Raw genomic sequence first — 13,280 nt, forward strand, 5'->3', positions numbered from 1 at the left:
GGAGCCCCGAAAACGTTAGGAAATCCGGGGTCAGCTCCGGCGGAGCGTCTTCAGGGGCAGGTATGGGGGGTGGCCCGGCACCGGGCGCCCGAGGGCCGTGAGGCGGGCGAGGACGCCGTCCTTCCCGAGCGCCGGCTCGCTTTCGAGAATGCGGAGCGCGGCCCCCGCCACGAGGGACGCCGCAAACGACGTTCCGCCGGCCCGCTCGTGCATCCGGCTGCCGCGGAGGCACGGCACCTCGAGCGGGACCGCCGGCGCGAGAAGATCGGGCTTCAGGACGCCCTCGACGACGCCGACGCGGGGCCCGCGCGCGGGCCGGTTGTCGGCCACGTCCCAGCCGCCGACCGCGATCGCCCGCGGTGAGCGCGCCGGCGAGATGACCTCGTTCGCCGGATCCCAGCCCGCGGCGGCGACGACGACGAGACCGTGGGCCGCGAGCGCCGCGACGAGCGCGGGCACCTCGCTCCGCTCGCCCCGGACTTCGGGATCGTCGCCGAACGGGCAGAGGACGACGCGGATCGCGTGGCGCGCCGCGTGCGCGAGGAGCCAGCGATACGCGCGCACGATGGCCTCGCGCGGCACCCGGCCTCCTTCGCCGACCTTCACGAGGACGACCTTCGCGCGGGGTGCGGGCGAGACGAGCCCGCTGGCCCGCCCGCTCCCCGCCGCGAGGAGCATCGTCCGCGTCCCGTGCTCGGCGCCCGTGCCGTTCGCGCCGTACCGGAACGGGAGGACGCGGCGGCCCGTCGCGTCGAAGCAGCCGATCACGCGCCGCGCCGTCAGGTCCGGGTGGCGGAAGAAGCCAACGTCGAGGACGGCAAGGGCGGGAGAGGGGAGCGCTCGCGGCGGCACGGCCGCGGAGTTTACGGGCTGCGGCCCCTCAGCGCCCGTTGAGGCTCTTGTCGTACTCGGCGAAGCGCACCTGGAAGTTTCGCGGAACCTGCGCGTCCGCCGCGCGGTACCGGTTCACGTAGTCCACGAGGTTCGGCTTCGCGTTGCCCTGCTTCTTCTCGAAGGCGAGAAAGTCGCCCTCGAACCAGTCGAAGATCTTCGAGAGCGTGACCGTGCGCGCGGCCGCGGCGACGGCGACGTTGCGCTCCTCGGAGACGAACTCCCTCATCGCGGCGTCCAGCTCGGCGTCGAGCGTCGCGGGCTCGAAAGCCTTGCGCGGGAGGCGCGGGCAGCCGCGGCTCGCGCAATTCAGCGCGGCGTGGATGCGCGGGTCGGCGAATCGTGCGCGCACCGTCTTGTCCTCGAGCTTCTTGAGGTTCGTCTTCACGCCTCCAACGACGATGTCCATCCCCACGAAGAACGAATAGCCCGAGACGAGCCCGCCCTTCCAGACGCTCTCGGTCTCCGGCCCGCGCCGGAGGACGCCGCGAAAGACCCATGCGTTGTACGCGTTGAGGTAGTACGCGAGCTGGTCGTTCCGAGATGGAAAGAGCGCCGGCTCCGACTCGGGGCTCGTCCGCTCCACCGCGGCGAGAAACCTGTCGAGCGCTTGAGGGGCGCGGGCGAGCGCCGCGTAGTCGACGGCGCCACGGTCGTCCACGAAGGCCGAAAGCACGAGATTCCAGTCTGCGTAGGAGAAAGAGGAAGAAGAGGGAAGAGAGAGAGATTCTGTGAAAGGGGCATCGGGCGCTGGCGTCGCCGGAGCACGACCCGCAAAGCCGCCGAAGACGAGGAAACCCAGCGCCGCCCCTGCAACGCCCGCGATCCCGTTTCTGCTCATTCGAAGAAAATCCCCCTGTCTCCCGTCCCCCGGACTCCCGTTCGAGGGAATATCTTCCATCACCTTCCGAATATTCCATCCGATGAGCCGCCTGCCCGTCTTTCCCGACGCCGCCCTCCGCGAGCGCGCACTTTCCGAGGCGTGGGAGAGGCTCGACCCGCGGTTTCGGCTGCCGAACCAGGTGCTCGGGCGGCGCTCGACGGTCGGGTGCGTCGCCCTCGAGATCACGCAGCGGTGCAACCTCGACTGCACGCTCTGCTATCTCTCGGAATCCTCCGAGTCCGTGAAGGACACGCCGCTCGAGATTCTGTTCGACCGGATCGACCGGATCCGCGAGCAATACGGCGCGGGCGTGAGCGTGCAGATCACGGGCGGGGACCCGACGCTGCGCGATCGCAAGGAGCTCGTCGCGATCGTGACGCGCGCCGCCGGGCGCGACCTCCGCCCTTCGCTCTTCACGAACGGCATCAAGGCCACGCGCGACCTCCTCGAGGAGCTCGCGGCGGCCGGCCTCTACGACGTCGCGTTTCACGTGGACACGACGCAGCGGCGCAAGCGCTTCCCCACCGAGGAGTCGCTGAACGCGATTCGCCGCGAGTACATCGGGCGCGCCCGCGGCCTCGGGATCGCCGTCATCTTCAACACGTCCGTCCACGGCGGAAACCTCGACGAGATTCCGGGTCTGGTCCGCTTCTTCCTCGACCACTCCGACGTCGTCGGGATGGCCTCGTTCCAGGTGCAGGCGGCGACGGGCCGCGGCGAGTGGCAGGCGCGCGCGCCCGAGGTCACGCTGCCGGCGATCCGCGACCGCATCACGGCGGCGGTCGGCGAGGGCGCGCTCGCGTGGAACGCGGCGCTCCTTGGGCACCCGGACTGCCACGAGGCCACGATGCTCGCGACGTTCGGCGGCCGCGCCGTGGACGTCCTCGCCGACCAGACCCTCTACGAGAGCTTCCTCGAGGAGATGAAACACGTGCCGTTCGACCGCCGCGACGTTGCGGGCACGGCGCGGCAGGTCCTCCTCGCGCTCGCCCGCCGGCCCTGGTGGGTGCTGCGCGGCGGCGCGTTCGTCCTCTCCCGCCTCTGGCGGGTGCGGCGCGAAGTCCTCGCGCGCAGGAAGACCGGCAAGATCACGTTCTTCATCCAGAACTTCATGGACGCGGACGCCCTCGACGAGGAGCGCCTCGCAAACTGCTCGTTCATGGTCATGACGGACGACGGCCCCGTTTCGATGTGCGCGCACAACGCGCGGCGCGACGAGTACATCCTGAAGCCGCTTGCGCTCCCGTCCGCGGGCGGCGCCGCGGTCTGGGACCCGAAGACGGGCTCGCTTGCGCTGCCGGCCCGTTCCGCGGCGCGCGCCTCGTGATCGCGCGCGGCTGCGCCGCCGCTCTCCTTGCCGCCTCCGTGGCCGCGGGCAGCGCGCCGGCGGCGGACCTCCCGGAGCGCCCGCTCGCCGCCGGCCATCCCTGCCGGATCGAGGACGCCCGTTTCTCGCCTTTTCACGAGGAGCACGGCGTGACGGTCGGCCTCGCGCGCCTGCCCGGCGGCGCCGTGGTCTTGCGCGCGCGCACCCGTCTCGACGCGCCGGCGAACCGGGTCGCCGCGATCCTCGAAGACGTCGCCCGCTGGCCCCTCTGGATCAAGCGCCTGCGCTCCTTCGAGCGGCTGCCGGGCGAGCCTCCCGCGTTCGCGGCGGTCTTCGCGGCCCCGTGGCCGCTCCGGGAACGCGAGTACGCGCTCGCGCCCGCGACGGCCCGCGACGGAGATGCGGCCGTCGTGTTCTGGGAGGACGCCTCGACGCGGCTCGCACCACCGGGTTCCGGCCGCGTCCGCGTGGCGCCCGTGAGCGGGTGCTTCTCGGTGTCCCCGGGCCCCGTGCCGGGCGGCGCGACGCTGGTCTACACGGAGAGCGGCGTCTTCGGCGAGAGCCTGCCCGCGTGGATGCGCGGCGCCGGCCACGCGAAGGGCCCCGTCCGCCTCCTCGACGGGTTGCGCGCGCGGCTGCGCGAGAATTGACGCGTGCGCGCCGCCGCTCTCCTCCTCGCGCTGGCGACGCCCGCTCTCGCGGCCGCTCCGGGCCGGGCCCGGCTCGTCGAGGCCGCGGCGCTCGCCATCGCGCTCGACGGACCCACGGCGCCCATCGTCCTCGACGCGCGCGACCGCCGCGCGTTCGAGGCCGGCCGCGTCCCCGGCAGCCGGAACGTGGACTGGAGGGACTTCAGCGCGGTGCGGCCCGGCGGGTTCGCATACCTGTTTCGCGGCTCGTCGCGCTGGGGGCTCCTCGCGGACGACGCGAAGCTGGCTCCGAAGCTGCGCGCCCTCGGCCTCTCGGCCTCGCGGCCCGTCGTCGTCGTCGGAGGCGCGGGGGGCTGGGGCGAGGAGGGGCGGATCGGCTGGATGCTGCTCGCCCTCGGCGCGCGGGACGTCGCGCTTCTCGACGGCGGATTCCCTGCGTGGGAAAAGCTCGAGCGGGCGCGCCTCGAGCGCGGCCCCGAGCGCGGCGCTGCGCCGCCGCCCGGCGACTTCGAGCCGTCGCCGCAGCCCGGGCGCCGCATCGCCGCGGACGCGCTGCGCGATCTCCTCGGCTCGCGCGGGGCCATCCTCCTCGACGCGCGCACGCCCGAGGAGTTCACGGGGAAGACGCTCACGGGCCAGGCGCGCGGAGGCCGGCTGCCGGGGGCGCGCCTCGTTCCGCTCGCCGCGCTCCGGGCGCCGGACGGTACGTATGCCTCCGCCGAAGCGCTCGCTGCGGCCGCCGGGCCCCTGCCCGCGGAGCGTCCCGTCGTCACCTATTGCACGGGCGGCGTCCGCTCGGCGCTCCTCGCGTTCCTCCTCGAGGCCCGCCTCGGAGTCGTCGCGGCGAACTACGACGGCTCGCTCTGGGAGTGGTCCTCGCGGGAGGACCTGCCGATGGAGACGGGCGCGCCTCCCTGAACGGGCCGCGTAAGATTCCCGCAACATGCCCGACGGCGGCGGCCCTCCGGTTCCGGAGCGGATCGACCACTACAGGATCGTCCGCCGGCTCGCGCTCGGCGGGATGGCGGAGATTTTCCTGGCCGTCGACGGGAAGACGGGCCGCACGGTCGCGATCAAAAAGATCCTTCCTCACCTCGTCACGGACCCCGACTTCCTCGACCGTTTCTTTCACGAGATCCGGATCCAGATCGGGCTCAAGCACCCGAACATCGTCGAGCTCGTCGACTGCAGCCCGACGCCGTCGAACGCGTACATCGTCATGGAGTACGTGGACGGCGGCGAGCTCTACGCCCTGCGCCAGGAGTCGGGGCGCTTCCCGTGGGAGATCGCGCTCTATGCCGTCGACGAGGCCCTGAACGGCCTCGCGGCCGCGCACGCGAAGGGCATCGTCCACCGCGACATCAAGCCGCAGAACATCATGTGGACGAAGGAAGGCGGCGTGAAGATCGGCGATTTCGGCATCAGCCACGCCGAGCACCTCACGCGCCTCACGATGACGGGGACCGTCGTCGGGACGCCGGCGCACATGTCTCCCGAGCAGGCGCGCGGCGACGACCTGGACGCGCGCACCGACCTCTTCTCGATGGGCACCGTGCTCTACGAGCTCCTCTGCGGATTCAACCCGTTCACGGCCGACTCGATCGCCGTGACGCTCCGCCGAGTCGCCGAGAGCGAGCCCGAACTCCCTTCGCTTCTCGACCCGACGATCCCGCCCGGCGTCGACACGTTCCTGCGCAAGCTCCACGCCAAGGACCGGGCGGCGCGCTTCCCCGACGCCGCGACGGCCTCGAGGGCCCTGCGGGCCGTGTTCGAGAAGGAGAAGGTCGAGCGCCCCTCCGTCCTCTTCCGCTCGTTCCTCGACGACCCCGGCGCGTTCGTCGCCGCGCGCAACCGGAGGCTCGCCGCGGAGTCCACGGCGGCGGCCGAGACGCTCATGAACGACTCCTCGGCGCGGCCCGAGGAGGCCCTCTGGGCCGCCTATCGCACGGTCGCGTGCCTCCCGCACGACGCGAAGGCGCAGGAGCTCTTCCGGACGGCCGCGATCCGCGCCGGGCAGCGCGAGAAGCCGCTCGACAACGCCAAGATCCGCGCCCTCGAGGAGTCGCTCAAGAAGGAGCCCGACAACCTCGCGCTCCTCCTCCAGCTCGCGAAGCTCTACCGCCTCGAGCACGATTTCGTGAACCTCATGCGGTTCTTCCGCAAGCTCCAGGCGCTCGCGCCCCCGGACCCCTACACGCAGGGGCAGATCGCCTCGCTGCTCTCGCCGGACGCGGGCGCCGCGCGCGCGCTGCCGGCGTCGGTTCCCGCCAGCCCGCGCACGGTTCCCGCCTCGCCGCCCGCGCGGACCGGCCCGCGCATTCCCGCCGCGTTTCTCGCCGCCGCCGTTCTCGCGGTCGTTCTCCTCGGGGCGTGGTGGGCCCGCCGCGCGCCCCGGCTGCCCGGTGGGGGCGCGGGTTCGGCTCCGGCGAACGCTCAGGCTCCGGCCGCCGCCCCCGACCCGGCCCGTTCGCCCATCGCTGACGAGACGCTCGCGCGGATCCTCGAGCGCGGCTCGGCCGCCGAGAAAGAGAGCGGGCCGGCGAAGGCGTTCGACCTCTACGCGGAGGCCGCGGCAAGGACTCCGCGCGTCGAGACGCGCGCCGCGCTCTATCGGACGATGGCGGAGCTCGCCCGCAAGGCGGGCGACGACGCTCGCGTCCTCAAGGCTTTCGACCTTCTTGCCGCGATCCCCTCCCTGCGGGGCGAGGCTCTTCTCACTCGGGGCGAGTACCTCGAAAGCATCCGGCGGGACGAGGACGCCCTGCACGTCTACGAGCAGGCCCGCTCCGGTGCCGACGCCGACGCGGCGCGGACGGCGACGCTGCGCCTCGCCCAGGCCGCCGAGAAACGCCAGGACGCGCTCCGCGCGCAGACGCTCTACGAGGAGATCCTCCGGTCGGCGCCGGTGTCCGCCGAGGCGCTCCCCGCGCGCGTGGGCCTCGCGGGCCTCTACCGCGCCTCCGGCCGCTCGCACGACGCGCGGCGGCTCTACGAGGAGATCCTCCGCCTCGCGCCCGTCGGGGGCGACGCCGCGAGAAACGCCGAGGCGGCCCTGCGCGAGATCGACGTCCCGTGAAGTCACATCGCAAGGTCCTCACGCTGAACGTCCCCGCCCGCATCGGGTTCGTGAACATCACGCCCGAGGTCGAGGCCGCCGTGAAGGAGAGCGGCGTAAAGGAAGGTCTCTGCCTCGTGAACCCGATGCACATCACGGCGTCGGTCTTCGTGAACGACGACGAGAGCGGCCTCCACGCGGACTACGCGCGCTTCTTCGAGGCGCTCGTCCCGCACGACCCCGTGAGGCAATGGCGGCACAACGACACCGGGGAGGACAACGCGGACGCGCACGTGAAGCGGCAGCTCATGGGCCGCGAGGCGGTCGTCGCGATCACGAACGGCCGCCTCGACTTCGGCACGTGGGAGCGGATCTTCTACGGCGAGTGGGACGGCCGCCGCCCGAAGCGCGTCCTGATCAAGATCATCGGCGAGTAGGGTCCGCGGAGGTCATTTCACCTTCGCGTTTTCGATGATGACGGGGTAGGCGTACCCGGCGCCGAAATCCTTGTCGACGGAGACCGTACCGGTCACCGTCACGACGTCACCCGTCCTGGCAACCACGTCGGTCGTGACCGTGAGGTCGTTGTCCTTCGTGGCCTTCGAGCCGGAACCGTCGCGGACGTGCAGCCAGTTCTTCCCCATGACGCTGTTCGTCACCTTGACGATCTTCGCCTTCACGGCGACTTCCTTGCCCTTGAGCGACGCGCGCTGCGCCCAGAGCTCCGCGACCGTCTTCGCGTTCGAGCCTTCGGCCTTCGGCACCTTCACGTCCGGCGCGTCCGCCGGCCCGCCGGCCGCCTGGCCGTGCTGGGCGGCCATCTGCTCCTGCGTCGGGGGCGCGGCCGCGCCCGCGGCGGGCTGGTGGCCGGAGGCCATCGGCGCAGCGGGGACTCCGGCCGCCGCGGGGGCGGGGGCGCCGGGTTTCGCGAGCACGCCGAAGAGGATGTGGTCGAACGTGCGATTGAGGGTCTTGCTCTGGAAGCCGTCCATCACCATCGCGTTCGTGACCGTGACGGCGTCGCCCTTGGCGATCTTCGTCCTGTTGATCGCGGCCCACGTTTCGCCGGTCGCGGTCTTCAGGCGCATGTAGGTGTACTCGGCCGCGTCCATCGTCTCGAGGACGGTGCCGCTGACGGTGACGAGCGCCGGCTCGGGCGCGGCAGGCACGACGCCGGATGCGGGGGCGGACGCGGACGCCGCAGGGGCGGACGCGGGGGCCGCGGACTTCACGTCGAGCGCGGGCTGCTGCTTGCCGCAGCCGGCGAGGAACACGAGGGCCAGGAGAGAGACCGGAACGCGCATGGGGGGAGAGCTCCTTTTCGGGTGTTGGTTCACGCGGCCTTGTCCGGGATGAACCAGGACAGGACCGTCGAGATGATGGAGACGATGAGCGCGCCGAGGAACGCAGCCCAGAACGTGTCGACCGTGAAGTCGATCCCGAGCTGCCTGCCCACCCACGCCGTGAGCATGAGCATGAGCGCGTTGAGCACGAGCGTGAAGAGGCCGAGCGTGAGGAAAATGATCGGGCAGCTCAGGAGCTTCAGCAGCGGGCGCACGAGCGCGTTCACGACGCCGAAGACGACCGCGACCGCCAGGATGGAGCCCGCCCCGCCCGCGTGGATGCCGTCCACGACCGACGCCGCGACCCACAGGGCCGCCGCGTTGATGAGGATGCGAAGGAGGAGTCTCATGAAATACCTCGGAAGAGGATTCTACGGCCCGCGCGCCGGACCGTAGAATGATGCGAATGGGTGATCGCAAGTACCGCTCCAAGGGCTATCAGGACGGCGCGCGCACCGGCGGCTCCGGCGGCAGCGCCGGCGGGAGCGGCGGGTTCTCCACCGACCGCCCCGCGCGGATGGAAGGCGCGCCGCGCGGCCGCGGCGCCGACCGCCACCGCGACGAGGTCTTCCGCTGCAAGGCCTGCGGCGAGAAGAACGATGCCGCGGTTACGAAGGCGTCGGCCTGCCGGAAGTGCGGCGCCGCGCTCCACGCGTGCAGCCAGTGCCGGCACTTCGACGGCTCCGCGCCCCAGCAGTGTCGCCAGCCGATCACTGCAGCCATCCCGGCGAAGTCGCGAGCGAACGACTGCACGTTCTACGCGCCCGTCGTGAGCATGGACCTCACGGGCACGAAGGCCGGCGACACGCCCGACGGCGCGCGCTCGGCCTTCGACAACCTCTTCGGCAAGCGCTGAGCGTCAGCCCTTCAGGAACTCCGAGACGAGGCGCTGCCACTTCTCCTCGGACAGCAGCGCGGGCGCCTCGACCACGAGCTCGCCGCCGTCGGCGGCGAGGAGGCCCAGCTCGGTCTCGAGCGCGTGCGAGAAGCGCGCCGTCTCGTCCTGGAACCAGGAGCGGGCGGTGTCGCCGGTCGGCAGCGTCAGGAACGCGGCCGTCGCGGGCTTCATCGCGAAGAGCCAGCCGTTCCGGTAGCGCGATTCCTCGAGGAGCGAGGGGTCGCGGACGACGGCCGGGTTGATCGCGACGACGGTGCCCGAGATGGGCGCCGGGATCGCGGCGGCGCGGCCGCGGCAGTTCACGGTGGCGGCCGGGAGGCCGGCGGCGAGGACGGTGCCCGGCCTCGGCAGCGTGACGCTGGTCGGCCCGTGCAGGAGCCGGCCCGCGATCTCGTCGAGTCCGACGCGGACCGTGCCGCGCGTCTTGCGCTGGAGCCACGTGTGGCCGGGCGCGTAGTGGTGCGCCTCGGCGAGCTCGAGCCCGCCGACGTCCACGAGGCCGATGCTCCGGTCCCGCAGTTTCTGCCACGAGCGCCAGAGCGCCCAGGCCGCGAGGATCGGAAGCGCGCAGACCGCGAGGACGAGCGTGAACGCGAGGGCGCGGACGACGAGTCCGGCGAGGAAGATGCCGGCGAGCTGGAGGAACTCAAGAGGCGTCATAGGTCACCTCACTTGGCCTGGTGGCACGTTCCGCAGTCGTCGAGGCCGTGGGCGCTCTTGCCGTCGTGGCAGGAGCCGCAGCTCTTGCCCTTTTCCATGTCGGCGTGGCGGATCGCGGCGGGGGCGGCCGAAGAGGCGGTGCGTTTGACGATGGGGAAGAGCGTCGGGTGACACGTCGTGCAGTCGGGGCGCGAAGCGTCGACGTGGGAGTCGTGGCGGAAGGTGACGACGCCCGGGCTGCCGTCTCCCTGCGGGAGAGCCTTGTCCTTCGGAAGGTTCGGAAGCGTGCCCGCGAGAAGAGTCGAAGAAAGAAGGGCGAGAAGGAGGGTTGCCGCGAGGAAATGGATGCGGGTTTTCATCGCGTCCTCCTCACTCGCCCTTCAGGTAGTGGCGCACGACCTCGTCCCAGTGCTCGGGGTCGATCTCGCGGGCGATGCCGTGGACCGGGGCGCCGCCGTCCTGGAGGACGACGCCGAGCTCCGGGCTCATGCGGCCCGAGAGCGCCTCGGCGGCCGCGTCCAGGAAGCGGCGGGCGGAGTCGCCGGAGACGAGGTTCTTGAGGTTCGCGGTCAGCCAGCGGGGCTCGACCTTCAGGAGCCAGCCCGTGCCGTACGGGTCGCGAACCGCGTCGGCCGGGTGAGCGTGCACGACCTCGTTCACCGCGACGACGTTGCCGTCGACGGGCGAGACGACGTCGAAAGGCTTGCCGTCCGCGACGACCGTGAAGGCCTTCTGGCCCTGCCGGAGCGCCGTGCCGACCGCGGGGAACCGGACTTCGTCCAGCGGGCCGATCAGCTTGTGCGCGAAGTCGTCCAGGCCGACCGCGACGGCGCCGCCGAACGTCTTGGCCCAGGAGTGGCCGCGGTGCAGGTGGACGTTCTCGGGGACCTGGAACCATCCGAGCGAGAAGGACTGCGCGACCGTGGCGCCGTTCACGAAGCGCCAGAAGGGGATGAAGAGCAGGAGGTACGAGACCGCGAGCAGGTACTCGATGGCCTTGGTGGCGTGCGGGCTGAGGAGGTTGCTTTCGTTCATGTTTCTTCTCTGCTCTTTCAGTGGGCGCCGCGCCATTCCGGATGCTCGTGGAGCACCGGCATGCGGTTGACGATCCAGCGGAACACGAGGACGCCGAGCGTGACGATCGTGATCGAGATGATGATTTCGCCGAGCGCGGGGACGTACCGGTCGGGCACGTTCCAGTTGAACGCGATCAGCGAGACGTTGAAGCGGTTGAGGACGACGCCGAGCACGGTCATGACGCCGGCGGCGCGCGCGAGCTTCGCGCTCTGGGTCCTCACCGCGAAGGCGAAGAGGAGGGACGGCAGGAGGACGAAGCCGAGCATCTCGAGGGCGTACCAGGCTCCCCAGCCGGTCAGGAGGAGGTCGTACCGGCCGGACGCCACGAGGCCCTGGAGGCGGACGAAGAAGTAGGCGAAGAGGACGACCGCGCCGCCCTTGGCGAGCCCGAGCTGCAGCGCGTCCATGTCGACGTGCGCCTCGGGGTCGAGCTGGTCCTGGAAGGCCCGGTGCGAGACCGAGCTCTCGAAGATCACCATGCCGATGCCGGCCGCGATCGAGGACACGAAGAAGAAGATCGGGAGGAACGGCGAGTACCACAGCGGGTGGAGCTTGCCGGGCGACATGAGGAAGAACGCGCCGAGCGAGGACTGGTGAAGCGTCGAGAGCGTGACGCCGAGGACGATGATCCCGATCGAGATCGCGCTCATGAAGCGGCGGACCTTCGTCATCCCGAGCCACTCGAGCGCAGCCGGGAGGAACTCGAGCGCGAGGACCATCAGGTACAGGAAGACGCACCAGCCGACCTCGTACATGACGGCGGTCGTTCCGGGCGTGAGGAAGAACTGGTAGGGGAGCCGCCACGGCTGGCCGAGGTCGACCATGAGGCCGACGACGACGAACAGGTAGCCGAGGAAGCCGGTCAGGATCGCGGGCCGGAGGACCGGCCGGAACTGCTTCTGGCCGAACAGGTAGACGGCCGCGGCCACCGTGTAGCCGCCGGCGGCCAGCGCGACGCCGCAGACGATGTCGAACGCGACCCAGATGCCCCACGGGTTCGTCTGGGAGAGGTTGCTCACGGCGCCCATGCCCTTCCAGAACCGGTACGCCAGGGTCGGGAGGCCGATCGCGAGAATGGCGGCGAAGATCGCGTTCGTCCTCGTGAAGAGGCTCCTCGCGTACGCCTTCGGCGCCATGCCGAGGAAGACCTTCTCGCGGACGAACGTGGAGGCGGCGACGCGGTCGAAGGTCTCACTCATGGCCGGCTCCCTTCGGGCTGTTCTCGTGGCCGGCGACGTCGTCGCGCCGCTTGCTGAAGGTGTAGAGGCCCATGAGGAGCGGCGGCCACAGGGTCACGATGAACGGGACGGCCGAGAGCGCGCCGTCCGCCATCTCGGGGTAGGACTTCTTCACGATGTCCTGCGGGAGCGTGAGGCTCGCGGACGGGACGTCCGAGATGTAGAGCCAGCTCGTTCCGCCGGCTTCGTCCTCTCCGTAGATCTCGTGGACGTACTTCGTCGGGTTCTGGTAGATGCGGGTCTTCGCCTCCTCGAGGAGGTCGGCCCGCTTGCCGAACGTGAGCGCGCCCGAAGGACAGGCGTCCGTGCAGGCGGGCGGAAGGCCCTTTTCCTGGCGCGCCGCGCAGAACGTGCACTTGCGGACGAGGGGGGCCGCCTTCGTGTACTCGTACTTCGGCACGCCGAAGGGGCACGCGATCATGCAGTAGCGGCAGCCGAGGCAGCGGTCTTCGTGGTACACGACCGGCCCCAAGGCCGTCTTCTCGAGCGCCTTCACGACGCAGCCCGACGCGCACGCGGGGGTCACGCAGTGCATGCACTGCGTCTTCGCGTAGCGCTCCTCGCCGGCGGGGCTCTTCTCGGCCGACTTGTTCACGACCGTGAAGCTCGTCGGTCCGGTCCGGCGGCGCGCGGCGAACACGGTGTCGTCGCCCGCTTTCTCGGGCGCGGCGAGACCGTTCGCCTCGGAGCACGCGGCCTCGCAGGCGCGGCACCCGACGCAGCGCGTCGTATCGACGAGGACGCCGGCGGCGTTTTTCGCCGCGCCGCGCGTCGTGGCCGACGCGAGGGCGCCTCCGGTGAGGGCGGCGCCCGCACCGGCGGCGCCGGCGATCTTCAGCAGGTTGCGGCGGTTCAGGTTCATCGCGTTTTTCTCCTTGTCCCTACGCGGTGCGGACCCGGTTCTGGTGGGCCACTGCGAGGAGCGTCAGGAGGGCGAGGACGGCGAGCGGAACGGTGGCGATCATGACGGGACCTCCCTCCCGGAAGCGGCCTCACGGCTCGCCTCCGTGTCATCGACGTTGCTGGTGGCGCCGGCGGCGAGCCTCTGGACCATCTCGCGGTACATCGCGCACTCCGTGTGGGAGACGGCGAGGCACGGACCCTGGGACACGAGCTGGTCGCGCGGGACCATTTTTTTCGTCGGGCAGGCGTCGCAATAGAGCATCACGACTTGCTTCAACCAGGGGCAGGCGGTCGTGGTGTCGTTCAACATGGCGACCAGTGGGTTGCACGGATCGCGCCACGTTTCGATCCGGGG

Annotated in this window: 16 protein-coding genes; 6 read left to right on the forward strand and 10 right to left on the reverse strand. The window is 71.2% G+C overall.

Going from position 1 to position 13,280, the window contains the following annotated elements:
• Positions 1–30: 30 nt before the first annotated feature.
• Positions 31–852 (reverse strand): S8/S53 family peptidase, encoded by an 822-nt coding sequence (locus tag IPL89_00285; GenBank protein ID MBK9061635.1) that lies wholly within the window; start codon positions 850–852, stop codon positions 31–33.
• Positions 853–880: 28 nt separating this feature from the next.
• Entirely contained in the window at positions 881–1,732 is an 852-nt protein-coding gene (locus IPL89_00290; protein ID MBK9061636.1) for a DUF547 domain-containing protein, read from the reverse strand.
• A gap of 82 nt (positions 1,733–1,814) precedes the next feature.
• On the opposite strand from IPL89_00290, the gene IPL89_00295 reads away from it, so the two are divergent.
• The 5 genes from IPL89_00295 to IPL89_00315 are packed head-to-tail and all read left to right on the forward strand — an operon-like array spanning position 1,815 to position 7,243.
• Positions 1,815–3,101: a radical SAM protein gene (locus IPL89_00295; protein MBK9061637.1), complete on the forward strand. Its 1,287-nt coding sequence runs from the start codon at positions 1,815–1,817 to the stop codon at positions 3,099–3,101.
• Positions 3,098–3,751 carry a hypothetical protein gene (locus IPL89_00300; GenBank protein MBK9061638.1) on the forward strand — a complete coding sequence of 218 codons (654 nt, stop codon included), beginning with the start codon at positions 3,098–3,100 and terminating at the stop codon, positions 3,749–3,751. Before IPL89_00295 ends, IPL89_00300 begins: the two co-directional genes overlap by 4 nt.
• A gap of 3 nt (positions 3,752–3,754) precedes the next feature.
• The gene (locus IPL89_00305; GenBank protein MBK9061639.1) at positions 3,755–4,669 is read left to right on the forward strand and encodes a sulfurtransferase; all 915 of its coding nucleotides are present in this window, start codon (positions 3,755–3,757) and stop codon (positions 4,667–4,669) included.
• Between the two features lie 25 nt (positions 4,670–4,694).
• Positions 4,695–6,827 (forward strand): protein kinase, encoded by a 2,133-nt coding sequence (locus IPL89_00310; protein ID MBK9061640.1) that lies wholly within the window; start codon positions 4,695–4,697, stop codon positions 6,825–6,827.
• Positions 6,824–7,243 carry a YjbQ family protein gene (locus tag IPL89_00315; GenBank protein ID MBK9061641.1) on the forward strand — a complete coding sequence of 140 codons (420 nt, stop codon included), beginning with the start codon at positions 6,824–6,826 and terminating at the stop codon, positions 7,241–7,243. The genes IPL89_00310 and IPL89_00315 overlap by 4 nt, the downstream gene beginning before the upstream one ends.
• A gap of 12 nt (positions 7,244–7,255) precedes the next feature.
• Here IPL89_00315 and IPL89_00320 read toward each other — a convergent pair whose 3' ends face one another.
• Positions 7,256–8,110 (reverse strand): nucleotide-binding protein, encoded by an 855-nt coding sequence (locus IPL89_00320; protein MBK9061642.1) that lies wholly within the window; start codon positions 8,108–8,110, stop codon positions 7,256–7,258.
• A gap of 29 nt (positions 8,111–8,139) precedes the next feature.
• On the reverse strand, positions 8,140–8,499 hold the full coding sequence (locus IPL89_00325; GenBank protein ID MBK9061643.1) for a phage holin family protein: 360 nt from the start codon (positions 8,497–8,499) through the stop codon (positions 8,140–8,142).
• 56 nt (positions 8,500–8,555) lie between these two features.
• Here IPL89_00325 and IPL89_00330 point away from each other — a divergent pair, with 56 nt between their 5' ends.
• A complete protein-coding gene (locus IPL89_00330; protein MBK9061644.1) occupies positions 8,556–9,005 on the forward strand; it encodes a hypothetical protein in 450 nt (149 codons plus the stop codon).
• 3 nt (positions 9,006–9,008) lie between these two features.
• Here the strand turns inward: IPL89_00330 and IPL89_00335 are convergent, their stop codons facing one another.
• From IPL89_00335 to IPL89_00360, 6 genes are all read right to left on the reverse strand, one after another.
• Positions 9,009–9,707 carry a glycine cleavage system protein H gene (locus tag IPL89_00335; GenBank protein MBK9061645.1) on the reverse strand — a complete coding sequence of 233 codons (699 nt, stop codon included), beginning with the start codon at positions 9,705–9,707 and terminating at the stop codon, positions 9,009–9,011.
• Between the two features lie 8 nt (positions 9,708–9,715).
• The gene (locus IPL89_00340; GenBank protein MBK9061646.1) at positions 9,716–10,066 is read right to left on the reverse strand and encodes a hypothetical protein; all 351 of its coding nucleotides are present in this window, start codon (positions 10,064–10,066) and stop codon (positions 9,716–9,718) included.
• Between the two features lie 10 nt (positions 10,067–10,076).
• Positions 10,077–10,742, reverse strand: a complete 666-nt coding sequence (locus IPL89_00345; GenBank protein MBK9061647.1) for a glycine cleavage system protein H — start codon at positions 10,740–10,742, stop codon at positions 10,077–10,079.
• A gap of 17 nt (positions 10,743–10,759) precedes the next feature.
• Positions 10,760–11,920, reverse strand: a complete 1,161-nt coding sequence (gene hybB, locus IPL89_00350; protein MBK9061648.1) for a Ni/Fe-hydrogenase cytochrome b subunit — start codon at positions 11,918–11,920, stop codon at positions 10,760–10,762.
• A 55-nt stretch (positions 11,921–11,975) separates the two neighbouring features.
• A complete protein-coding gene (locus tag IPL89_00355; protein MBK9061649.1) occupies positions 11,976–12,884 on the reverse strand; it encodes a 4Fe-4S dicluster domain-containing protein in 909 nt (302 codons plus the stop codon).
• Positions 12,885–12,983: 99 nt separating this feature from the next.
• Positions 12,984–13,235, reverse strand: coding sequence for a hypothetical protein (locus IPL89_00360; GenBank protein ID MBK9061650.1), 252 nt, complete (start codon positions 13,233–13,235; stop codon positions 12,984–12,986).
• Positions 13,236–13,280: the final 45 nt, after the last annotated feature.

The sequence above is a fragment of the Acidobacteriota bacterium genome, assembly GCA_016716715.1.
Classification (GTDB): domain Bacteria; phylum Acidobacteriota; class Thermoanaerobaculia; order UBA5066; family UBA5066; genus Fen-183.

Coding starts and splice junctions, on each gene's coding strand:
- IPL89_00290 (MBK9061636.1), bottom strand. CDS start 1,732: ATGAGCAGAAACGGGATCGCGGGCGTTGCAGGGGCGGCGCTGGGTTTC.
- IPL89_00295 (MBK9061637.1), top strand. CDS start 1,815: ATGAGCCGCCTGCCCGTCTTTCCCGACGCCGCCCTCCGCGAGCGCGCA.
- IPL89_00310 (MBK9061640.1), top strand. CDS start 4,695: ATGCCCGACGGCGGCGGCCCTCCGGTTCCGGAGCGGATCGACCACTAC.
- IPL89_00320 (MBK9061642.1), bottom strand. CDS start 8,110: ATGCGCGTTCCGGTCTCTCTCCTGGCCCTCGTGTTCCTCGCCGGCTGC.
- IPL89_00325 (MBK9061643.1), bottom strand. CDS start 8,499: ATGAGACTCCTCCTTCGCATCCTCATCAACGCGGCGGCCCTGTGGGTC.
- IPL89_00330 (MBK9061644.1), top strand. CDS start 8,556: ATGGGTGATCGCAAGTACCGCTCCAAGGGCTATCAGGACGGCGCGCGC.
- IPL89_00335 (MBK9061645.1), bottom strand. CDS start 9,707: ATGACGCCTCTTGAGTTCCTCCAGCTCGCCGGCATCTTCCTCGCCGGA.
- IPL89_00340 (MBK9061646.1), bottom strand. CDS start 10,066: ATGAAAACCCGCATCCATTTCCTCGCGGCAACCCTCCTTCTCGCCCTT.
- IPL89_00345 (MBK9061647.1), bottom strand. CDS start 10,742: ATGAACGAAAGCAACCTCCTCAGCCCGCACGCCACCAAGGCCATCGAG.
- hybB (MBK9061648.1), bottom strand. CDS start 11,920: ATGGCGCCGAAGGCGTACGCGAGGAGCCTCTTCACGAGGACGAACGCG.
- IPL89_00355 (MBK9061649.1), bottom strand. CDS start 12,884: ATGAACCTGAACCGCCGCAACCTGCTGAAGATCGCCGGCGCCGCCGGT.
- IPL89_00360 (MBK9061650.1), bottom strand. CDS start 13,235: ATGTTGAACGACACCACGACCGCCTGCCCCTGGTTGAAGCAAGTCGTG.